The organism is Ensifer sp. GW823-FHT05D09, assembly GCF_058795755.1.
In genome coordinates, this window is the sequence record NZ_JBXAIA010000017.1 from 63,737 (window position 1) to 84,987 (window position 21,251).

Sequence of the window (21,251 nt, forward strand, 5' to 3'; positions counted from 1 at the left end):
GCACGGGGTCATTTTGCGGCCTTGCGCTCGGGCAGTTTCTTGTGCTTGGTTTCGGCAAGGGATTCCAGTTCGCCTTCGGTCATGGATTTCTCCATCTCGCGCGACGCACCCTTGAGTTCGGATTTCTTCATGTCTCCACGTTTGGCGGCAAGTGCTGCGCCGGCCGCTTTCTGCTGTGCCTTGGATTTTGCAGGCATGTCGCATCTCCTTGCGGGTGTTCGAACAGCTCAAACGCAGGCTGAACGGACCGGTTCCCCGCGATGGATCACGATTTGCTCTCGATCATCGCCTGCAATGTCTCCAGGCGGTCGGCCTCATGAGGGAGCTTGTCCTGTCGCAGCCGCGCGATACGGGGAAAGCGCATGGCAACGCCAGATTTGTGCCGCGTCGAGCGGTTGAGGCCTTCGAACGCGACCTCGACAACGAAGCCGAAATCGTGATCGGCTCGCACTGCCCGCACCGGACCGAAGCGCTCGGTGGTATTGTCCCTGACGAAGCGGTCGAGAATTTCCAGTTCGGCATCGGTGAAGCCGAAATAGGCCTTGCCCACCGGCACCAGCGTTTCCACGCCGTCGACCTCGGTCCAGACGCCGAAGGTGAAATCGGAATAGTAGCTGGAGCGCTTGCCGTGGCCGCGCTGGGCATACATCAGTACGGCGTCGACATTGTAGGGCGCGCGCTTCCACTTGAACCACGGACCCTTGGCCCGGCCGGCGGTATAGGGCGAATCCAGTCGCTTCAGCATGATGCCTTCGATGACGGGATCGGGCGGCTCGGACCGCAGCTGGTCCAGCTCTTCCCAGGAGGAAAACGGCACGAGCGGCGACAGGTCGAAATGCTGCGGCGAAGCCCGTTCGACGAGGTCGCTCAGCAGCGCCCGTCGCGCCAGGAAGGCTTCTGCCCGAACGTCGGTTTCGCCCGAAAAGAGGACGTCGTAGGCGCGGATGAAGGCGGGGTATTCGTCGAGCATCCTGCGGCTGACGGCCTTGCGGTTGAGCCGCTGCTGCAGGTCGGAAAAGGTCTGGGTGGCGCGGTTGGTGCGGGCGGTGCCGCCGACCAGCAGTTCGCCGTCGATGATGCCGGAAAAGTCGGCGGCCTCCAAGACGTCGGGGAAGGCGCCGGAGACTTCGTCGCCGCTGCGCGAATAGAGCCTTCTCGTCCCGCCGATATTGGCGAGTTGCACACGGATGCCGTCCCACTTCCATTCCGCGGCAAAATCCTTCGGGTCGAGCCCATCGAGATCGCCTTCACCGACGGGGGTGGCCAGCATCACCGAATGGAAGACGGCGGGCGTCGACAGCGCGGGCCTTTCCGCCTCGCCGGTCAGCCATTGGAACAGCGGCAGATAGGGTGGGGCGAGCCCATGCCAGAGCGTCTCGATCTCGGTGACGTCCTTGCTGCCCATCTCGGCCAGCGCCTGCTTGGCAAGCTTGGCCGAGACACCGATGCGCAGGCCGCCGGTCACGAGTTTCAGAAAGGCGAAGCGCGCCGACGTATCGAGCCGGTCGAGCATGTCGCGAACGACGCTGCGCACGTTGGCGCGGCCGGTCGTCTGCAGCTTCTCGATGGCGTCACCCAGCGGAATGTCGTCCGGTACAACGTCTTCCGGCGGCTCCCAGACCAACGACACCGTTTCGGCGAGGTCGCCGACATAATCGTAGGAATAGCGAAACAACACTTCGTCCATGCGCTCGAGCAGGAGGTCACGGATCATCGCCGGCTTGACGGTGGCGAGCGACAGGGTGCCGGCGATGGCCGCCAGCGCATAGCCGCGATCCGGATCAGGCGCGGATCGGAAGTAGTCCGCCAGCAGCCGGATCTTGGCGTTGCGCTGCGGCGTCAGGACGAGGCGGTCGAGCAGTTCGGCGAAGGCCTTCATCGCTCATTCCCCCTCGTCGTCGTAGCCGACGAGATGCAAGGGCCGCGCGGCGATGCCCTCAAGCTCACACCAGCGCACCAGCGCCTCCTCGCGGCCATGGGTGACCCAGACCTGCGCGGGGGCGATCTCGCGGATCGTTTGCGTGAGTTCAGGCCAGTCGCAATGGTCGGAGATGACCAGCGGCAGCTCGACGCCGCGCTGCTTGGCGCGCTGCCGGATCATCATCCAGCCCGAGGCGAAGATCGCCAGGGGATCGACGAAGCGCCGGGCCCAGCGGTCGGCAAAGGCGGCGGGTGGGCCGATGACGACTGTGCCGGCAAAGTCCTGCTTCTCGTCGGCGGCAAGCGTTGCCGGGCGGAGTTCGCCGAGGTCGATGTCTTCGCTCCGATAGTAGTCGCAGAGTTTCTGCAGGGCGCCGTGGATGTAGATCGGCTGGTCGTAGCCCTGCTCGCGCAGAAGCGCGATCACCCGTTGCGCCTTGCCGAGCGCATAGGCGCCGACGACATGGGTGCGCTCGGGAAATTGCTTCAGCGACGTCAGCAGCTTGCGCATTTCGGTGCGGTCGTCAGGGTGGTGGAAGACCGGCAGGCCGAAGGTCGCCTCGGTGATGAAGACGTCGCAGGGCACCGGTTCGAACGCCAGGCAGGTCGGGTCGCGGCGGCGTTTGTAATCGCCCGACACGACGATGCGCGTGCCCTTGGACATCACCGAAATCTGCGCCGAGCCGAGAACATGGCCGGCCGGGTGAAAACGTACCTCGACGCCATTGACGGTTATCGTCCCGCCCAGGGCTACGGCCTGGCTGGTGCCGCAAAAGCCTTCGCCGTAACGGATGCGCATGATGTCGAGGGTTTCGCGGGTGGCGAGCACCTGGCCGTGGCCAGAACGGGCATGGTCGGAATGGCCGTGGGTGATCAGCGCGCGATCGACCGGCTGCACCGGATCGATGTAGAAATCCCCGATCTCGCAGTAGAGACCTTTGGGAGCGGGATAGAGCAGGGCGTCCGGTTTCATGCCCTTAGAGATAGCTGGCGGAAACGGATCCGCCAGCCATGGCTGCAAAGTTTTTCGAACGGTCGGCAATGCCGGTCCGTTCGATATGGCATCAGCCGTTCAGTGCCAGCGTGTCGCCGATCAGCTTGAGCGTTCTGGCCGCGTCGATGTCGATGCAGGCCTTCTGGCTCGGCAGGTTGTCCCAAGGGCTTGGCGGGAACAACCGGCTGTCGGGCTTCTGGATCGTCTGGCCATCGGCAATGCCGCCACAGACGACGCGGATGACTCCGCTGCGAACCTTGAACAGATCCGGCGCCACGACATAGGCGCAGGCGCAGCTGTCGTGCACCACCATGCCATCGGGCACATGCTGCTCGTAGAAGGTGATGTAGAACTGCGAGATGTCCGAAAGCAGCTTCGCCGGCGCTCCGCCGCGCTCGGCGATGTCGGCAAGCATCGCCTTGGTCATAACCGTCTTGGTGGTGACGTCGAGACCGACGACGGTCACCGGCCACGGTGCCGTCATGACGACGTCGGCAGCCTCGGGGTCACCGTGGATGTTGGCTTCGGCAGCCGGCGTGATGTTGCCGTTGACGTCGAAGGCGCCGCCCATGATCACGACTTCGCGCACCAGCGGCGCAAAGTCCGGATCTTCGCGCAGTGCCAATGCCAGGTTGGTCATGCGACCGACGGCAATCAGCGTAACTTCGCCGGGGTTGGCGCGCACGGTGTCGATGATGAAGCGGTGCGCCGAACGCGGATCGACCGGCAGGTCGATCGTCTCGGGCACGTCAATGTTGCCGAGGCCGTCATCGCCATGGATGAAGGTCGGCCAGCCGACATGCGGCCGGTCCGGATTGAAGGTCTTGTCGAGACCCTTGGCGACCGGCGCCTTTATGCCCCACTCACGCTTCAGGAACAGCGCGTTGCGCGTCGTCGTTTCGACCGAGGCGTTGCCGAAGACCGTGGTGATGCCGATGAGATCGATATCCGGGTGGCGGTGGAGGAAGAGCAGGGCCATCGCATCGTCGATGCCCGGATCCGTATCAAAGATAACCTTGTGCATGTGTTCTTCTTTTCTTTTTCTTGCGTTTGACGGGTCGCAATGGAGGCAAGATGCCCGCGAAAGTCAATCGGTGATCGATCCCAGCCGGGCATGCCTGACGGCAAAGCTGATGACGCCTCCGGCATGAACCGTGTTGTTTTCGATCACCCAACCGCCGAACCCGCTTAAACTTTCCGAAAGGTCGAGCGCTTATCCTTGCCAGGCGCCTTCGGGCTTTTGTTTCAGTTCCTGTCATGACAGCGGAGCCATTCTCGTGAAGGCTATTCTCGGCAAGTTGCGCCCATCGAAGAGGCTGGTCGTCATCCTTGCCGCCGCATTCGGCGTGTCGGCCGCCTCAGGTGCTGCCGCCGTCTATGTCGGCCGCGACGCGCTGATGGAGCAGATGTCGAAGCCTGCCACCTCCGGTCTCGAATGCACGCTGGTCAGGACCGTCAAGCTCGGCCATCACGGTCAGCGCTGGGTTCGCATGCACATCAAGACGGACCGTGCCGATGGCGAGGCACGCATGCGCACGGCGCTGCGCGTGGTCGGCGCGCTGTCGAAGTCGGAAAAGGCAGATCTCTATCAGGTGGTCGTTCTCGATGCTGCCGGGCCGGAAGAGCGGGCTGCGGTGCGTGGCTCCGCGATCGGGGCGCAAGTTCTTTTCGCACCGGGTCCGCAAAGCGTGCCGGGCATGGATGAGCCTTTCCGCGCGTCCTACAATGATGGCACGGCCAACTCGGCCGGTTTCTTTCACGGCAACACGGTCGATCTTTCGGTTGCCGATATCGGTGGAATGATGGCCGGTATGGACGATCGTTCGCCCTGCATCGATCCGAACGCAATTGCTGTCGAGGGCGAGGCAGCGCCCGAAGCCGCCGCGGCAGAGCACAAGGCCGAGAGCGCCGAGGCGCCTGCCGGCCACTGAGAGGCCGATGGCACGATCGGACGCGTCGCCGGCAAATTCACCATCGACAACGGAAAAAGCCCGCCGCAATCGCGCCGGGCTCTTTGTTTCGTGCCGTTGTGGCCCTGATCAGTCGGCCTTGTTGCGGCGCGCCGGGAACAGGATGATGTCGCGGATCGACGGTGCATTGGTGAGCAGCATGATCAGGCGGTCGACACCGATGCCGAGGCCACCTGCCGGCGGCATGCCCTGGTCGATGGCATCAAGGAACTCGTCGTCGAGCTGCTTGGCCTTCTCGCCGCGCGCATGCGCCTGCTCCAGCTGCTCGACCATGCGGGCGCGCTGCTCTTCCGGATCGTTGAGCTCGGAAAACGCGTTGCCGAGTTCCCAGGTGTTGCAATAGGTCTCGAAGCGCTCGACGAGGCGCGGCTCGCCCGGAACTTCCTTGGCAAAGGGCGAGATGTCCTTCGGGAAATGGGTCACGTGCGACGGCTGGATCAGCGTCGGCTCGACCTTCTCTTCGAAGACGAAGGCGAGGCATTCGCCCCAGGTCCAGTCCTTCTCGACTTCGAAACCGGCTGCCTTGGCGGCAACGCGGGCTTCCTCGTCGGTCTTCATCGCCAGGAAATCGATGCCGGTCGCTTCCTTGACGGCATCCGGCATCGGCACGCGACGGAATGGACCCTTGAAGGAGATTTCCTTGTCGCCGAACATGAATTCGGTCGAGCCGTGGATCGACAGAGCGAGCTTCTCAAACAGCCGCTCGACGAGGTCCATGATGTCCTCGTAGTCGGCGTAGGCCCAGTAGCACTCCATCATGGTGAATTCGGGATTATGCCGCGTTGACACGCCTTCGTTGCGGAAGTTGCGGTTGATCTCGAACACCTTGTCGGTCAGGCCCGATACCAGCGTGCGCTTCAGGTACAGTTCCGGCGCGATGCGCAGGTACATGTCGAGCTTCAGCGTGTTGTGGTGGGTCTTGAACGGTTCGGCCGTGGCACCGCCATAGACCGAATGCAGCATCGGCGTCTCGACTTCCATGAAGCCGTCGTCTTCCATGAAGCGGCGGATACCGGAGACGATCCTGCTGCGCTGCTGGAAGCGGAGTTTGGATTCCTCGTTGGTCATGATGTCGAGGTGGCGCTTGCGGTAGCGCAGCTCGATGTCGGAGAGGCCATGCCACTTCTCGGGCATCGGCAGCAGCGACTTCGTCAGCATGGTGATCGCCTGCGCGTTGATCGTCAGCTCACCACGCTTGGTGCGGCGCACGACACCGGTGACGCCGATGATGTCGCCGATGTCGATCATCGGCAGGAGCGCACGGGCGTCTTCCGGCGTGGTGTCCTTGTGGCTGAAGATCTGGATCTTGCCGGAGGCGTCATGGATGTCCATGAACATGCCGGAGTTGCGCGACGAGTAGACGCGGCCGGCGACCGTGACGACGTCCTGCGTCTCGGTGTCGAGCTCCAGGTTCTCGTACTTCGCTGCCAGCTCGGCATTGGTCATCGTGCGGTGGAAATGCGCCGGATAGACGTCGCCGATCTGTTCGCGCAGCAGCTTCAACTTCTGCGCGCGCACTTCCGTCACGTCGGAGGAGAGGGCTGTTGTCTCGGTCTTGTCGTTCATCGTCCTGTCCTTACTTTCCGCTGCCGGCCATCGAGGCGGCGACCTGACCTGCAACCTTCAACCGCTGGCGCACGACCGAGCGGCCGAGCAGTTCCATGCTGTCGAAGAGCGGCAGGGAGCGCGACGAGCCGGAAACCGCGACAAACAGCGGTGCCAGCACGACCTTGAGCTTCTTGCCCATGCGGTCAGCGATCGCGCGCAGTTCCGCCTCGATCGTTTCCTTGTTCCATTCGAGGATCTTTTCCAGGTCCGGCTGGACCGTGTTGAAGATCTCGACCAGTTCTTCCGGGCTCGACTTGATCTTGGCGAAGGCCGCCGGCTCGAGGCCAAGGTCGGACTTCAACAGGAAGTCGGCAAGTGCCGGCAGTTCGCCGAGCTTGGAGATGCGCGACTGCGACAGCTTCAGGCCCTGCTTCAGGCGATCGTTCTCCGACGCCCAGGCCAGCACCCGGCCGAGGAACTCGTCGTCGCTCAGCTTCTCGCGGATCCAGCGGCCGTTCAGCCAGTCGAGCTTCTGGATGTCGAAGATCGCGCCCGACTTCGACAGGTTGTCCGGGTCGAACTTTTCGGCAAGCTCGGCCATGGTCATCAGCTCCTCGCCTTCGGCGATCTGGATGAAGAACAGGCCGAGGAAGTTCATCAGCGCTTCCGGCAGGTAGCCGAGCGCCGAATAATAGGAGATCGAGGTTGGGTTCTTGCGCTTCGACAGCTTCGACTTGTCGGCATTGCGCATCAGCGACAGGTGCATGAACACCGGCGGCGTCAGGCCGAGATATTGATAGATCAGGATGTGCTTCGGCACCGAGGCCAGCCACTCCTCGCCGCGCGCGACGTGGGTGATCTTCATCAGATAGTCGTCGACGACGTTTGCCATGTGATAGGTGGGCATGCCGTCGGCCTTGAGCAGAACCTGCATGTCGACCGAATCCCACGGGATCTCGACGTCGCCATAGACGCCGTCGGTGAACTTGCAGGAGCCCTCGGTCGGGATCTTCATGCGCACGACGTGCGGCTCGCCGGCGTCGACGCGGCTGGTCACTTCTTCGGCGGAAAGCGTCAGGCAGTGGCCGTCATATTTCGGCTGCTTGCCGGCGGCGCGCTGGGCCTCGCGCATCTGCTCCAGCCGCTCGGGCGTGCAGAAACAGCGGAAGCCGTGGCCGTTCTTCTCGATCTGGCGGACGTAGTCGAGGTAGATGTCCTTGCGGTCGCTCTGGCGATAGGGGCCGTAGGGGCCGCCGACGTCAGGGCCTTCGGACCATTCCAGCCCGCACCATTTCAGCGCATCCAGCACCTTCTGCTCGAACTCCGGCGTCGAGCGCGTGGCGTCGGTATCTTCGATCCTGAGGATGAAGGTGCCGCCGTGCTTCTTTGCGAAGAGGTAGTTGAACAGTGCGATATAGGCGGTGCCGACATGCGGCTCGCCGGTGGGGGAGGGTGCGATGCGTACCCGAACTGCTGAATCTGCCATGGTCTTTGCCCGTTTGACGTGCTTCTCGCCCCTTGCCGGAAGACAAGTCCGGCCGCCGGGCGCGCATTTTATGGGAAGGAAAGGCCCGTAGGGGTGCCGCACAAGCGGTATCGGCGGGCTTTCCAGTCGGCTCGCGTGAGACCATAGAACATGGGGCATGTCAACGGAAAGTGGATCACGCCACTTTTTGTTGACACTGCCGATGGCTGGTTATATTGAACCGTAAGGTTATTTAACTGAAAGGTTTTTTAGAAAATGCCGGAAGATCGCCTGTCGACCACGCTTTCAGCCCTCGCCGATCCGACGCGCAGGGCCATCCTTGCCCGGCTCTCTCTCGGCGAGGCTTCGGTCGGCGAACTGGCGGAGCCGTTCGAGATGAGCCTGCCGGCCGTTTCCAAACACTTGAAAGTCCTCGAGCGCGCCGGATTGATCAGCCGCGGCCGCGAGGCGCAGTGGCGCCCCTGCCGACTTGAAGCCGCACCCTTGCGCGACGTCAACAGCTGGCTCGATAGCTACCGCGGTTTCTGGGAAGAGAAGTTCGATCGTCTCGACGCCTATCTGCAGGAGTTGCAAAAGGTGGATCCGGACGCAGAGACGAACTGATTTCAGCGATCTTGCCGGCGCAAACCGGCTGCGCTACACATCCCGTGTCGAAAAAGGCAGGACCGGATATGGTAAGCCCGGTCCCTTCGCGAGGCTGTCCCAGTCCTTGCGAAGCTCTGCTCGAACCTGATCGTTCGAACCCGCGGCGTGGTTCCGATGCATCCGCATCGGTCCGCGGCGGGGTGTATCCGGATCAGACGCAGTCCGCCGCGTTTCTCAAAACACGGAGACTGCATATGCGACTGAATCATCTCGATCTTCACAGCCCCGTCGTTGCCGAAACGGCGAGTTTCTTCATCGACCATCTCGGCTTCATGCTCGTTGAAACGCGCGGCAAGGACGCCTTTTATCGCCTCGCCGACGAGGCCGGCATGGTGCTCGTGATCAGCCCGCCGATTGCCAGGCTCGGCGGTGGCGACCAGGTCAGCCTCGGCCTGCAGACCTATCATGTCGGCTTCCTGCTGTCTGAGAGGACAGAGGTCGAGGATGCCTATCGACGTATCCTGCCGACGGGCATCCGCATGACCGATCCGGAAGAGCGGCATGGGGCCTATGTCTTCTATATGGTCGTCCCCGGCAACATCCTGGTGGAGGTCGGCCACCGTCCCGGCGCCTGACGTCCACCGGAACGATCGACCGGGTGATGCGTTACCCGTTCGAGAGGCGCGGGCTGTGCCAATCGGACATGACGGAGGTGGAGAACACGGGAATTTTTCCGATTTCTTCCCGTGGCCAACGAAATGGCAGTCGAGCTCCCTGACCCGTCCGGCTTGTGCCCTCGCAAACGCTTGCAGCAAGGTTGCCTGCATCCCTCGTGATGCAGGCTTTTTTTTGTGGAGTTCACGAAAAAGGCGGAGCCATGTAGCCCCGCCCTTTTGCTTTTCGACAATGGCCTCAGATCACTGCGGCTTGCCGGCGGCCTTCTTTCGCAGCCGCGCATTGCGAGCCACCATGTTGAGAACCTCGACCAGGGCCGAAAAGGCCATGGCGGCATAGATGTAGCCCTTCGGCACGTGCAAGCCCATGCCTTCGGCGATCAGCGTCGTGCCGATCATCAGGAGGAAGGCGAGCGCCAGCATGACGATCGTCGGGTTCCTTTCGATGAAGTTGGCAAGCGGGTTTGCAGCAACGAGCATCACCGTGACGGCGGCGAGAACGGCGATGACCATGATCGGCAGATGCGGCGTCATGCCGACGGCGGTAATGATGCTGTCGACCGAGAAGACCAGGTCGAGCAGCAGGATCTGGCCGATCGCCGCACCGAAGCTGTTGATCGCCGACGAGGCGATGAAATCCTCGCCATGGTCGGCCGGGTCGACATTGTGATGGATTTCCTTGGTTGCCTTCCAGACGAGGAACAGGCCGCCGGCGATCAGGATCAGGTCCTTCCAGGAGAAGCCATGTCCGAAGACCTCGAAGACGGGCGTCGTCAGCTTGACGATCCACGCGATGGTGCCGAGCAGAGCGAGGCGCATGACGAGCGCCAGGCCGATGCCGATGCGGCGGGCCTTTTCACGGTGTTCGGGCGGCAGCTTGTTGGTGAGGATCGAGATGAAGATCAGATTGTCGATGCCGAGAACCACCTCCATGACAACCAGTGTTATGAGGGCAACCCAGGCGGCCGGGTCCTGGGCTAGCAGCATTAAATCCTGCATCAGCGATCTTTCCTTGTCTCGGTGGCGCGTCGTCGCGCAAGAATCGCGGCAGTATTTAAGCAACTATGCGAGAGTGACAAGCGCCGCCGGGCGTTTGCGGCGGCGCTTTACCGTTTACGGTTTGATCGGGATCCACATTTCCACAACGCCCATGCCCGAATGCGGGTCGAAGCGCTCGTCATAGCGCTCGATCAGATCGGGCGTTTCACCGTGCTGAAGGCCGGACTCCGGCAACCAGGTGCCGAAGATCCGGTGGGCGGTCGTCGCGATCGATGAAATATGGCCGCGGTGCAGGAACACGGCATAGCGCTGCTTCGGCAGTTTGATCGTCGTAAAGCCGGCGGGCAGGGCGCCTGCATCGTCGATTTCGACTGCCGCCATATAGTGAAAGCTGCCTGCTTCACTGTCGTTCTGGCTGCAGACGCCATAGGCGATGTTGCCCTTCTGCCCTCGGATGTTGCCGAAGTGGGTGTTGAAGCGTTGCCAGAGCGAAGGAATGCCTTCGGTGCGGCCGTAGGCATAGGTTTCACCAAGGCCGGCGAGAAGCAAGGCCGGGCTGTCTTCGAAGCGCGGCGGGTCCAGTTTGAGGAGGCGGGTGTCGTCCATTCTGATTGGCTCCGTCAGTGCGATGTTGCCGAAGTGCCCTTGCTTGCGCACGGTCTCCGGCGTTACGCCGAACTGCTCGCGAAAGGCACGGGTGAAGGCCTCGTGCGAGCCGTAGCCTGCTTCGAGGGCCACCGCGAGAATGCTGGAGGAGCCGTCGGCAAGGCTTTGCGCAGCGCCGCTCAGGCGCCGTGCGCGGATATAGGCGCTGATGGAGTAACCCGTCACCAGTCCGAAGACGCGTGACAGGTGAAAGCGCGACAGGCCGGCGGCCTCAGCGATCTCTTCCAGCGATATATCGCTCGCGAAATGGCTCTCGATGAACCAGATCGCCCTTCCGATGGCACTCATGATCACTCCCGTGGCAGACACCCATGCTCATAGGGTTTTGCTGGAAGGCGTGCTTGATCGCAATTGCTGGATTGAAGAGTGAGGCGGCCGAATGTGCGTTCGTCTCAAGCCGTCTTCTTCGGTCCGTATGCGGCCATGAAGACGCGCACAGCTGCCGTGACCGTGCCCTCGATCTGCTCGCGCGGCGGCGCCGAACACATGCCGCCGAACAGCCGGTGCTTGAAGAGGCCCGCCTGTGCCATCTCGATGAACTGCCGCGCCGCCATCTCCGTGTTGTCGATGTCGAGCGTACCGGCTGGGACCTGGCGGTCGAGATAGGCCTTGAGCACGGTATAGCCGTTTTCCGGCGCCTCGCTGAAGAAGCGTTCGGCCAGATGCGGCATGCGGTCGATCACGCCGATCACCATGCGCATGGAGCGGATTGTTTCCTCGGCGGTCATGCTGGTGGTCAGCGTCACGCCGAAATCAAAAAGCGATTCCTCGACATCGTCGTGATCGTTGAGCGCATGCTTGGCAGTCTGAACGACCCGGGTCTTGCCCTGGATGATCAGCGCCTTGAACAGGTCTTCCTTGTTTTCGAAATAGACGTAGAGCGTGCCCTTCGAGACGCCGGCCTCGCGGGTGATGTCGTTCATACTGGCGGCGTCGAAGCCCTGGTTCATGAAGGCGCGCCGGGCACCTTCCAGGATCTGCTCGCGCTTGGCGGGGTCTTCGCCCGCCGCATGGCGTCCGCCGCCGGGACAAAGCTGCTCGTCCATGCCGTTGTCGGGCTGGATGGTCTCTTTCTGTCCGGTCTTTGCTGGTTCCATGATCGCCGTCTGTACCCGTCCTGTTCGCATCAAATTACGTCCATCGAACTGCGTGGTTCGATTCCCCCTTGATATGCGACGTAAAAGCGACTAAGTCAAGCTTCGATCGAACCGAACGGTTCAGTTCAATCACCACTCATTAACCAGGCCGGTACCCATGTCCGCATCCAAAACGTCCAGCGTCGCTCGCGTTCGCCCTGTCGGCGAGGATTTTGAAGTTCCGCAGACCCATGAGGCCGCGCCCGAGGCTAAGGGGGCGACTGCCGAGGCGCCTGCGCTCACGCAGGAACCCGCTGTCGAAGTCGCTTCGAAAAAGAAGAAGCGCAGCCCGATCTTGCCCGTTCTCGGCCTCGCAGCTTTGGCCGCAGGCGGCTGGTATGGCTATGACTGGTGGACCAATGGCCGTTTCATGGTTTCGACCGACGACGCCTATATCGAGGGCGACATCGCCACGATCTCCCCGAAGGTTTCGGGTTATGTCGCCAAGGTCGACGTCGTCGCCAACCAGCAGGTGAAGGCCGGCGACCCGCTGGTCACGCTCGATGACGGCGACTATCGCATCGCCGCCGAGCAGACCGAGGCCCAGATCGCCACGCAGAAGTTGGCGCTCAGCCGCTTCGACGCGCAGATCGCCGGCGCAAAGGCGAGCCTTGCCCAGGCCGAAGCCCAGAAAAATGCTCTCGAAGCAACGGTGCGCGGCGCCGAACTTGCGCAAAAGCGCGCAAGCGACCTCCAGTCCAAGGACGTCGGCACCGTTGCTTCCCGCGATAATGCCGACGTGGCGCTGGATCAGGCGCGGGCAAACCTTGCCGGCGCCGATGCCAACATCGCGACTGCCAACGCCAACATCACCGTGCTGCAGGCTCAGCGCGCCGAGGCGGAAAGCCAGATCCGCTCGCTGGAGCTTGCCCGCGACAAGGCCAATCGCGACCTCGGCTTCACCGTCTTGAAGGCGCCCTATGACGGCGTCATCGGCAACGTCGCCGTCCAGGTCGGCGATCTCGTCTCTGCCGGCCAGAGGCTGGCGGCACTCGTCCCTGTCGACCAGCTCTACATCGACGCCAACTTCAAGGAGACGCAGATCGCGCATCTGGTCCCCGGCTCGAAGGTCAAGGTTCACATCGACGCCTATGACGAGCACGCGATCGAAGGCACGGTTGCCTCCATCTCGCCGGCATCCGGCTCGGTGTTCTCGCTGCTGCCGGCCGAAAACGCCACAGGCAACTTCACCAAGGTGATCCAGCGCGTGCCGGTGCGCATCACGCTGCCGGCCGATGTGCTGGCGGAAGGCCATCTGCGCGCTGGCTTGAGCGTGGTCGTCGATGTCGACACGCGCACGGCACCCGCTGAGACCAAGGTCGCCGCCACGAAGTAATCGGGCCCCGACGCGCCGGCATGTTCGATCGAACGCGCCGGCCGCGCCTTTACACGCAGGGAGTGGCTCAGATGGCCGCAACGGCAACAGCAGGCTCGGTGGCGGCAGCCGCACCGAAGGTCGAGGAACATATGGACCCGAGAAGGCTGATCGCCTTCTTCGCCATGGTCGTCGGCATGTTCATGGCGATCCTCGACATCCAGATCGTTTCGGCGTCGCTCGCCGAAATTCAGGCCGGTCTGTCAGCCGGCTCCGACGAAATCGGCTGGGTGCAGACCTCCTACCTCATCGCCGAAGTCATCATGATCCCGCTGTCGGGCACGCTGGCGCGCATCGTGTCGACCCGCGTGTTGTTTTCGGTGTCGGCGGCCGGCTTTACGGCGGCAAGCGCGCTGGCGGCGACCGCCACCAACATCGACCAGATGATCGTCTACCGGGCGATCCAGGGCTTTATCGGCGGCGGCATGATCCCTTCGGTGTTTGCGGCCGCCTTCACCATTTTCCCACCGTCGAAGCGCAACATCGTCTCGCCGATCATCGGCCTGATCGCCACGCTGGCGCCGACCATCGGCCCGACAGTTGGCGGTTACCTCAGTCATGCCTTTTCCTGGCATTGGCTGTTTCTCGTCAACGTCATTCCTGGCATCATCGTCGCGACGCTGACCTGGACCTTCATCGATTTCGACAAGCCGGAGCTCAGCCTCTTCAAGAAGTTCGACTGGTGGGGGCTCGCCTCCATGGCGGTCTTCCTCGGTTCGCTCGAATATGTTCTGGAAGAAGGCAACGCCAACGACTGGTTCAATGACGATCACATCGTCATGGGTGCCGTTGCCACGGTGATCGCTGCAGTGATCTTCTTCTACCGGGCCTTCAAGGTGGAATTCCCGGTGGTTGATCTCCGGGCGTTCTCCAACCGCAACTTTGCCTTCGGGTCGATGTTCTCCTTCGTCATGGGCATCGGGCTCTATGGCCTTACCTATCTCTATCCGCTCTATCTCGGACGCATTCGCGGCTACGATTCGCTGATGATCGGCGAGACGATGTTCGTCTCGGGCCTGGCGATGTTCTTGACTGCGCCGGTTGCCGGCATCCTGTCGGGCAAGCTCGATCCGCGCGTGCTGATGACCATCGGCTTTGCCAGCTTTGCCAGCGGCACCTGGATCATGGCGCACCTGACGGCCGACTGGGACTTCTACGAGCTGTTCATCCCGCAGATCCTGCGTGGCGTCGGGCTGATGTTGTGCATGGTGCCGATCAACAACATCGCGCTCGGCACCATGCCGCCGGCGCGCATGCGCGGCGCATCCGGCCTGTTCAACCTGACGCGCAACCTGGGCGGTGCCGTCGGCCTGGCGGTGATCAACACCATCCTGACCCAGCGCCAGGACCTGCACTATGCCCGGCTTTCCGAGCATATCCAGTGGGGTAACCCGGAAGCGATGGCGCAGTTCAACAACATGGAGGCCAAGTTCGATGCCCATGGCCTCGACGGTGCTACGATCGCCATCAAGCAGCTTGCGGCAATGGCGCAGAAGCAGGCGATGATCCTGTCGTTCAGCGACGTCTTCGTCATCCTCACGGTGCTCTTCCTTTCGCTGATCCTGGGTGTGATGATGATCAAGAAACCGGAGGGCGTTGGCCCAAGCGGCGGCGGCCACTAGTCGCGCTGCTGCAAGGTTTACGCGTCCGTCGCGTTGCGGCACAATCCGGCCGGAAAACAATCTCCGGCCGGCCCGTGATCGTCGATCCGGCGCCGCCGGTTGGGCGAAAACGGGGTCATTCATGCAGCCATCCAGGCGCTTCGTCATCTCCCGGCGTTCCTTCCTTGCCGGTGCGGCCGGGATGGGCGCGGCATTGCTGGCAAGCCCGACACGGGCAGCTGGGCGCCCGCCCATCGATGCCACATTCCTGTTTTCGAACGACATCCATGCCTGCCTCGTCTCGACCGAAGGCCTTGCGCCGAACTGTGCGGCGGAGGGCAAGACCGACGAGAACCTTTTGCGTCACGTGGCGGCGCTCAATGGTCTGCCGGAGATGCGGTGGCCGGCAAGCGTTGCCGGCGAGGCGAGCGGGCTCGGCAGCGCCGGCCGGCAGATCGGCCATCCGCTCGGACTGGTGCTGGGCGGCGACCTGACCGATGACGGCGGCGGGCAGGTGCGCCAGCCGCGCGAGGGCCGGCAGCTGCAGCAGTTTTCCAGCCGCTACCAGGAAGGTCCCGGCGCCGACCGTGTTCACTTTCCCGTCTATGTCGGTCTCGGCAATCACGACCTCGACCAGGACGGCCCGCCGCCGCATGTGGACTGGTATCGCCGCGAGCTGCGCGACTATGTCGAACTCAACCATCGCCAGACGGTGTTCTACAAGCCGCCGGTGCCTGTGACCAATTACGATCCACTGTCGGATTGCTATTCCTGGGACTGGGGCGGGCTGCATCTCGTCCAGCTCCAGCGTTTCGGCGGCGATGTCAGCAAGGGCGCCGTCGATGCGCTTCCCTGGCTGAAGCAGGATCTGGAAACCTATGCGGCCGACGGCCGGCCGGTGATCCTGTTCCAGCACTATGGCTGGGACGCTTTTTCGACCGAAGTCTGGGATGCCGCCGCCAAGACCTTCGACGATCAGGGTGACGGTCCGTCACATTGGTGGAGTACCGAGCAGCGTCAGGCGCTCGTGGACGCCATCAGGGGCCACAACGTCGTCGGCGTGTTTCACGGTCACCAGCACGAAACGGCGATGATCTATCGCCGCGAAGGTCTCGACCTCTTCAAGCCCAAGGCTGCATATATGGGCGGTTTCGCGCTTGTGCGTGTGACCGACGGCTTCATGGACGTGGCGCTTGGCGAAGCCGGCAAAGGTCACGGCGAGGTCGCCTTCACCCAGGCGTTCAGCAAGCGGTTTTAGCCAGCGAAATCAGCGTTCGTCCGTCTCGCTCGCATTTTTGATTTACGTACATCAAAAATTCCTCTAAGGCAGTTTGCGGGAGGAAATGATGCGCCCTACAGTTCACGACATTGCTGCAGAAGCAGGCGTCAGCCTTGCGACCGTCGACCGGGTTTTGAACAATCGCCCGGGGGTCAGGTCGGTCACGCGTGACAAGGTCGAGCGCGCCATCGCGACGCTCGGTTATGTCAGGGACGTGGCGGCGGCCAACCTAGCCAAGAGCCGCAGCTATCCGCTGATCTTCATCCTGCCCGAGGGCGAGAACGCCTTCATGCGCGGCCTTGAGGCCGAGGTCGAGGCGGCAAGGGCCCGCTCTGCCGTCGAGCGCACCGATATTTCCATCCTCTCCGTTCCCGCCTTCGATGCGGCGGCGCTGGCCGATGCGCTCGACGAAGCGCGCAGCCGTGAGCCGGCCGGCGTTGCCGTCGTTGCGGTTGAAGCGCCGGAAGTGGTTGCAGCCGTCGAGCGGCTTCGCGAAGACGGCATTGCCGTCGTCACGCTCGTCTCCGATCTGACCGGGTCGGAGCGCGACCATTTCGCCGGTGTCGACAACATTGCAGCCGGGCGCACCGCCGGCAGTCTGATGCGGCGTTTCCTGGGTGGTCGCGACGGGCCGGTCGCCATCGTTGCCGGCTCGATGCTGGTCAGAGACCACCGGGATCGACTTGAAGGTTTTAGTACCGCCGTCAGCGAAGGGGCGGACACGCGGCACCTGTTGCCCGTGGTCGAGGGTCACGACGATCCGACCGAGGTCGAGACGCTGGTTCAGGATCTGCTGGCCGCGCATGCGGACCTCGCGGGCATCTACAGCCTCGGCGCTGGCAATCGCGGCCTGATCGCGGCGCTCGAAAAGGCCGGCCGGCAGTCCGAAATCTGCGCAATAGCCCACGAGCTGACGCCCTACAGCCGTGCCGCCCTGATCTCGGGCACGATCGATGCGCTGCTCAACCAGGATGCGGGTCATGAGGTGAGGAGCGCCATTCGCGTGCTGAAGGCGCGCGCCGATGGGCTGTCGATGATCGAGGCGCAGGAGCGCATCCGCATCGACATCTTCCTGAAAGACAACCTGCCGGTCGAGCCGGCGTAATATTTTGAATTTACACAATTCCTGACGGAAAATCGTTGCGCGCTTTTCCTGTGGTTGCTCTCAATGGAGGCCTACATGTATCTCGGACTGGATCTCGGCACGTCGGGCGTCAAGGCGATGCTGATGGACGACAATCAGCGCATTGTCGGCTCGGCTTCCGGCGCGCTCGACGTCTCCCGGCCGCATCCCGGCTGGTCGGAGCAGGATCCGGCCGAATGGGTGCGCGCCACCGAGGAGGCAATCGCCGGCCTGAAGGCGGCGCACCCGGCAGCTCTTACGGCCGTGCGCGGCATCGGCCTTTCCGGCCAGATGCATGGCGCGACGCTGCTCGATACCGACGACAAGGTGCTGCGCCCCTGCATCCTGTGGAACGACACTCGCAGTTTTCGCGAGGCGGCCGCACTCGACGCCGACCCGCAGTTCCGCGCCATCACCGGCAACATCGTCTTCCCGGGATTTACAGCGCCCAAACTCGTCTGGGTGCGCGAAAACGAGCCTGAGATTTTCGCCAGGGTGCGCCGAGTGCTTCTGCCGAAGGACTATCTGCGCCTGTGGCTGACCGGCGAGCATATCTCTGAAATGTCTGATTCTGCCGGGACCTCGTGGCTCGACACCGGCAAGCGTCGGTGGTCCGAAAGCCTGCTTGCAGCCACCGGCATGGAAGAACGGCAGATGCCGGATCTCGTCGAAGGGACCGACGCGGCCGGAAAGCTGCGGTCTGAACTTGCCGCACGTTGGGGAATTTCCGGCGATGTCGTGGTTGCCGGTGGCGCCGGCGACAATGCGGCGTCCGCTTGTGGCATGGGAACTGTGGGTGAGGGCCACGCCTTCGTTTCGCTCGGCACGTCGGGCGTGCTGTTTGCCGCCAATGCCAGCTACCTGCCCAACCCCGCGAGCGCCGTTCATGCCTTTTGCCATGCGCTGCCGAACACCTGGCATCAGATGGGCGTCATCCTGTCGGCGACCGATGCGCTCAACTGGTATTCGGGGGTTGCCGGTCGCAGCGCGGCCGACCTCAGCGCCGAGCTCGGCGAGACGTTGAAGGCGCCAAGCGGCGTGACCTTTCTTCCCTATCTTTCCGGCGAGCGCACGCCGCACAACGATGCCGCCATCCGCGGCGCCTTTGCCGGGCTCGGCCACGAGAGCAGCCGGGTGGTGCTGACGCAGGCGGTGATGGAAGGGGTTTCTTTCGCCATTCGCGACAGCCTCGAAGCCCTGCGTGCCGCCGGGACGACGCTTTCGCGGGTGACGGCGATCGGCGGCGGCTCGCGCTCGCGCTACTGGCTGAAGTCGATCGCGACTGCGCTCGACCTGCCGGTCGATTTGCCCGCCGATGGCGATTTCGGTGCCGCCTTCGGTGCCGCGCGCCTGGGGCTGATCGCGGCAACCGGTGCCGATCCGGTTGCGACCTGCACCGCGCCGAAAACAGCGGAAACGATCGCGCCCGACGCCGACCTGGTGCCTGCCTATGAGGCGGCCTATCAGCGCTACCGGCGCCTTTATCCCGCCATCAAGGGCGCGACGACGTGACCGCGCCGCGCCCTTCCATGGTTGTTGCCGACCCAGCGCACTTACTGCGCCGGTACCTTATCGATGAAGCCGGTGACCTGCTTCAGCCGGCCGTTCTCGATCAGGCCGACATCGGTGCCTTCGATCACGGAATCGACACCTTCGGGGCCGAGCGCCCAGGAGAAGCGGATCGTGTCGGCAAAGCCGTCGGGCGTGCCCTTGAGCGTGAAGACGAAGCCGGGGAACTGGCCCTTGACGCCGGCGATCAGGCCGCCGATGCCCTCGTGCCCGTCACCCTGCATGATCGGGTCGCGGTAGGCGACGTCGGCGGTAAAGGCCTTTTCGATCAGTGCGTTGCGGCTTCCGGCCTCGGCGTTCCAGGCGGCGATATAGGCTTCGGCGATCTGGTTGAAGTCGTTCATCTGAATGTTCCTTCGTTTGGCGTTTCGATGCCCAAGCTATCGCCCGCCGAGGGAATGAAACCAATTACCTTCCACGTAATGGCCGGACGTTTCGCAACTGCGACGCCGGCACACCATCTTTGAGAGGAGCTACACCGTGAGCACGGGATTTTTCGGCGATATCGCCAAGATCAAGTATGAGGGACCGGAGAGCCGCAACCCGCTCGCCTTCCGCCACTACAACAAGGACGAGGTCGTCTTCGGCAAGCGCATGGAAGACCACCTGCGCTTCGCGGTCGCCTACTGGCACACCTTCGTCTGGCCGGGCGGCGACCCATTCGGCGGACAAACGTTTGAGCGCCCGTGGTTCAAGGACACGATGGACGCGGCCAAGCTGAAGGCGGATGTCGCCTTCGAATTTTTCCAGTTGCTCGGTGTTCCCTACTACTGCTTCCACGACGCCGACGTGCGGCCGGAAGGGCGCAACTTCGTCGAGAACACCAGGAACCTCAACGAGATCGTCGACTACTTCGAAAAGAAGCAGGCGGATACCGGCGTCAAGCTGCTCTGGGGCACGGCCAATCTCTTCTCAAACCGTCGCTACATGTCGGGTGCCGCCACCAATCCGGATCCGGACGTGTTTGCCTTTGGGGCCGCGACAGTCAAGACTTGCCTTGACGCCACCCACCGCCTCGGCGGCGAGAACTACGTGCTTTGGGGTGGGCGCGAGGGCTATGAGACGCTGCTTAACACCGACCTGTCTCGCGAGCTCGACCAACTCGGCCGCTTCGTCAACCTCGTGGTCGAATACAAACACAAGATCGGCTTCAAGGGCGCGATCCTGATCGAGCCGAAGCCGCAAGAGCCGACCAAGCACCAGTACGACTACGACGTCGCCACCGTCTACGGCTTCCTGAAGAAATACGGCCTGGAAAAGGAAGTGCAGGTCAACATTGAACAGGGCCATGCGATCCTTGCCGGTCATTCCTTCGAGCACGAGCTGGCGCTTGCCAATGCGCTCGGGATCTTCGGTTCGATCGACATGAACCGCAACGACTACCAGTCGGGCTGGGATACCGACCAGTTCCCCAACAACGTGCCGGAAATGGCGCTCGCCTATTACCAGGTCCTGGCCGGTGGCGGCTTCAAGTCCGGCGGCACCAACTTCGACGCGAAGCTGCGTCGCCAGTCACTCGATCCGGAAGACCTCTTGATCGGCCACATCGGTGGCATGGACTGCTGCGCTCGCGGCCTCAAGGCGGCCGCCCAGATGATCGAAGACAAGGCATTGTCCGCGCCGCTCGATCAGCGCTACGCCGGCTGGCAGGTGCCTGAGGCGAAGAAGATGCTCGACGGCGGTTTCTCGCTGGAAGAGATCGAAGCCTGGGTGCTGAAGTCCGACCTCAACCCGCAGCCGAAATCCGGCAAGCAGGAACTGCTGGAGAACGTCGTCAATCGCTACGTTTGATGCGGCAGTCGCAGACCTTTTGCGAACACGGGGCGGAGGGAAACCTTCGCCCCTTTTTCTGCCCTGAATGCTCGTCTGCGGGCTCCAGGGATGCCTCGAGCTGATCTGCGAAAACTGTCCTTCGGCCGGTTGCTCCATGCAAAAAATCTGCTAGTTTCTGCGCCTGCAACGTTTCAGGTTCTTCAGTAGAAGCGAAAATGAAATCCAATTCCGCTTCTTCCTGTCGTTGGCCAAACAGGCCGGCCTTGCCGGCAGCCATAGCATCAGGAGGATGTTTGGGATGAAAACGATCAAGGGCCCCGGCCTGTTTCTGGCGCAGTTTGCGGGCGATGTCGCACCGTTCAATTCGTTTGCGTCGATTGTGAAATGGGCGGCCGATTGCGGCTACAAGGGCGTGCAGGTGCCGACATGGGATGCGCGGCTGATCGATTTGAAGAAGGCGGCGACGTCAAAAACCTATTGCGACGAGCTCCAGGGCATTGCCCGCGACAACGGCGTCGAGATCACCGAGCTGTCGACGCATCTGCAGGGCCAA

At 62.8% G+C, this 21,251-nt stretch carries 19 protein-coding genes and 1 pseudogene; 10 read left to right on the forward strand and 10 right to left on the reverse strand.

Going from position 1 to position 21,251, the window contains the following annotated elements; genetic code table 11:
• Window positions 1-8: 8 nt before the first annotated feature.
• From AC1Q80_RS29825 to AC1Q80_RS29840, 4 genes are all read right to left on the reverse strand, one after another.
• Complete coding sequence (locus AC1Q80_RS29825) at window positions 9-197, reverse strand: DUF3008 family protein (protein ID WP_492362829.1); 189 nt, start codon at window positions 195-197, stop codon at window positions 9-11.
• A gap of 68 nt (window positions 198-265) precedes the next feature.
• Entirely contained in the window at window positions 266-1,879 is a 1,614-nt protein-coding gene (locus AC1Q80_RS29830) for a cisplatin damage response ATP-dependent DNA ligase (RefSeq protein WP_492362830.1), read from the reverse strand.
• Window positions 1,880-1,882: 3 nt separating this feature from the next.
• Entirely contained in the window at window positions 1,883-2,893 is a 1,011-nt protein-coding gene (locus AC1Q80_RS29835; RefSeq protein WP_492362831.1) for a ligase-associated DNA damage response exonuclease, read from the reverse strand.
• 91 nt (window positions 2,894-2,984) lie between these two features.
• On the reverse strand, window positions 2,985-3,938 hold the full coding sequence (locus tag AC1Q80_RS29840) for a nucleoside hydrolase (RefSeq protein WP_492362832.1): 954 nt from the start codon (window positions 3,936-3,938) through the stop codon (window positions 2,985-2,987).
• A 253-nt stretch (window positions 3,939-4,191) separates the two neighbouring features.
• Here AC1Q80_RS29840 and AC1Q80_RS29845 point away from each other — a divergent pair, with 253 nt between their 5' ends.
• Window positions 4,192-4,845 carry a hypothetical protein gene (locus tag AC1Q80_RS29845; RefSeq protein ID WP_492362833.1) on the forward strand — a complete coding sequence of 218 codons (654 nt, stop codon included), beginning with the start codon at window positions 4,192-4,194 and terminating at the stop codon, window positions 4,843-4,845.
• Between the two features lie 108 nt (window positions 4,846-4,953).
• Here the strand turns inward: AC1Q80_RS29845 and lysS are convergent, their stop codons facing one another.
• Both lysS and gltX read right to left on the reverse strand, forming a co-directional pair.
• Complete coding sequence (lysS, locus tag AC1Q80_RS29850; RefSeq protein ID WP_173423739.1) at window positions 4,954-6,450, reverse strand: lysine--tRNA ligase; 1,497 nt, start codon at window positions 6,448-6,450, stop codon at window positions 4,954-4,956.
• A gap of 10 nt (window positions 6,451-6,460) precedes the next feature.
• Window positions 6,461-7,918 carry a glutamate--tRNA ligase gene (gene gltX, locus AC1Q80_RS29855; protein WP_209793283.1) on the reverse strand — a complete coding sequence of 486 codons (1,458 nt, stop codon included), beginning with the start codon at window positions 7,916-7,918 and terminating at the stop codon, window positions 6,461-6,463.
• Between the two features lie 255 nt (window positions 7,919-8,173).
• On the opposite strand from gltX, the gene AC1Q80_RS29860 reads away from it, so the two are divergent.
• On the forward strand, window positions 8,174-8,521 hold the full coding sequence (locus tag AC1Q80_RS29860) for an ArsR/SmtB family transcription factor (RefSeq protein ID WP_173423737.1): 348 nt from the start codon (window positions 8,174-8,176) through the stop codon (window positions 8,519-8,521).
• Window positions 8,522-8,757: 236 nt separating this feature from the next.
• The gene (locus AC1Q80_RS29865; protein WP_492362834.1) at window positions 8,758-9,138 is read left to right on the forward strand and encodes a VOC family protein; all 381 of its coding nucleotides are present in this window, start codon (window positions 8,758-8,760) and stop codon (window positions 9,136-9,138) included.
• Between the two features lie 282 nt (window positions 9,139-9,420).
• On the opposite strand, the gene AC1Q80_RS29870 is transcribed toward AC1Q80_RS29865, so the two are convergent.
• From AC1Q80_RS29870 to AC1Q80_RS29880, 3 genes are all read right to left on the reverse strand, one after another.
• Window positions 9,421-10,176, reverse strand: a complete 756-nt coding sequence (locus AC1Q80_RS29870) for a TerC family protein (protein WP_173423735.1) — start codon at window positions 10,174-10,176, stop codon at window positions 9,421-9,423.
• A 114-nt stretch (window positions 10,177-10,290) separates the two neighbouring features.
• Complete coding sequence (locus tag AC1Q80_RS29875; protein WP_209793289.1) at window positions 10,291-11,130, reverse strand: AraC family transcriptional regulator; 840 nt, start codon at window positions 11,128-11,130, stop codon at window positions 10,291-10,293.
• Between the two features lie 104 nt (window positions 11,131-11,234).
• A complete protein-coding gene (locus AC1Q80_RS29880; RefSeq protein ID WP_173423733.1) occupies window positions 11,235-11,939 on the reverse strand; it encodes a TetR/AcrR family transcriptional regulator in 705 nt (234 codons plus the stop codon).
• Between the two features lie 157 nt (window positions 11,940-12,096).
• Between AC1Q80_RS29880 and AC1Q80_RS29885 the strand changes: the two genes are divergently transcribed.
• The 5 genes from AC1Q80_RS29885 to xylB all read left to right on the forward strand — a co-directional run bounded on the left by AC1Q80_RS29885 (window position 12,097) and on the right by xylB (window position 18,868).
• The gene (locus AC1Q80_RS29885) at window positions 12,097-13,314 is read left to right on the forward strand and encodes an HlyD family secretion protein (protein ID WP_209793292.1); all 1,218 of its coding nucleotides are present in this window, start codon (window positions 12,097-12,099) and stop codon (window positions 13,312-13,314) included.
• Window positions 13,315-13,385: 71 nt separating this feature from the next.
• Window positions 13,386-14,975 carry a DHA2 family efflux MFS transporter permease subunit gene (locus AC1Q80_RS29890; protein ID WP_209793294.1) on the forward strand — a complete coding sequence of 530 codons (1,590 nt, stop codon included), beginning with the start codon at window positions 13,386-13,388 and terminating at the stop codon, window positions 14,973-14,975.
• Between the two features lie 121 nt (window positions 14,976-15,096).
• Window positions 15,097-16,212 carry a metallophosphoesterase gene (locus tag AC1Q80_RS29895; protein WP_492362835.1) on the forward strand — a complete coding sequence of 372 codons (1,116 nt, stop codon included), beginning with the start codon at window positions 15,097-15,099 and terminating at the stop codon, window positions 16,210-16,212.
• Window positions 16,213-16,300: 88 nt separating this feature from the next.
• Window positions 16,301-17,338: a LacI family DNA-binding transcriptional regulator gene (locus tag AC1Q80_RS29900; RefSeq protein WP_492362839.1), complete on the forward strand. Its 1,038-nt coding sequence runs from the start codon at window positions 16,301-16,303 to the stop codon at window positions 17,336-17,338.
• Between the two features lie 75 nt (window positions 17,339-17,413).
• On the forward strand, window positions 17,414-18,868 hold the full coding sequence (gene xylB / locus AC1Q80_RS29905; RefSeq protein ID WP_173423729.1) for a xylulokinase: 1,455 nt from the start codon (window positions 17,414-17,416) through the stop codon (window positions 18,866-18,868).
• 41 nt (window positions 18,869-18,909) lie between these two features.
• Here xylB and AC1Q80_RS29910 read toward each other — a convergent pair whose 3' ends face one another.
• A complete protein-coding gene (locus AC1Q80_RS29910) occupies window positions 18,910-19,269 on the reverse strand; it encodes a nuclear transport factor 2 family protein (protein ID WP_173423728.1) in 360 nt (119 codons plus the stop codon).
• Between the two features lie 136 nt (window positions 19,270-19,405).
• Between AC1Q80_RS29910 and xylA the strand changes: the two genes are divergently transcribed.
• Together xylA and AC1Q80_RS29920 are read left to right on the forward strand one after the other, a co-directional pair.
• On the forward strand, window positions 19,406-20,716 hold the full coding sequence (gene xylA / locus AC1Q80_RS29915) for a xylose isomerase (protein ID WP_209793296.1): 1,311 nt from the start codon (window positions 19,406-19,408) through the stop codon (window positions 20,714-20,716).
• Window positions 20,717-20,996: 280 nt separating this feature from the next.
• Window positions 20,997-21,251: pseudogene (locus AC1Q80_RS29920) on the forward strand (sugar phosphate isomerase/epimerase); the annotation flags it as partial.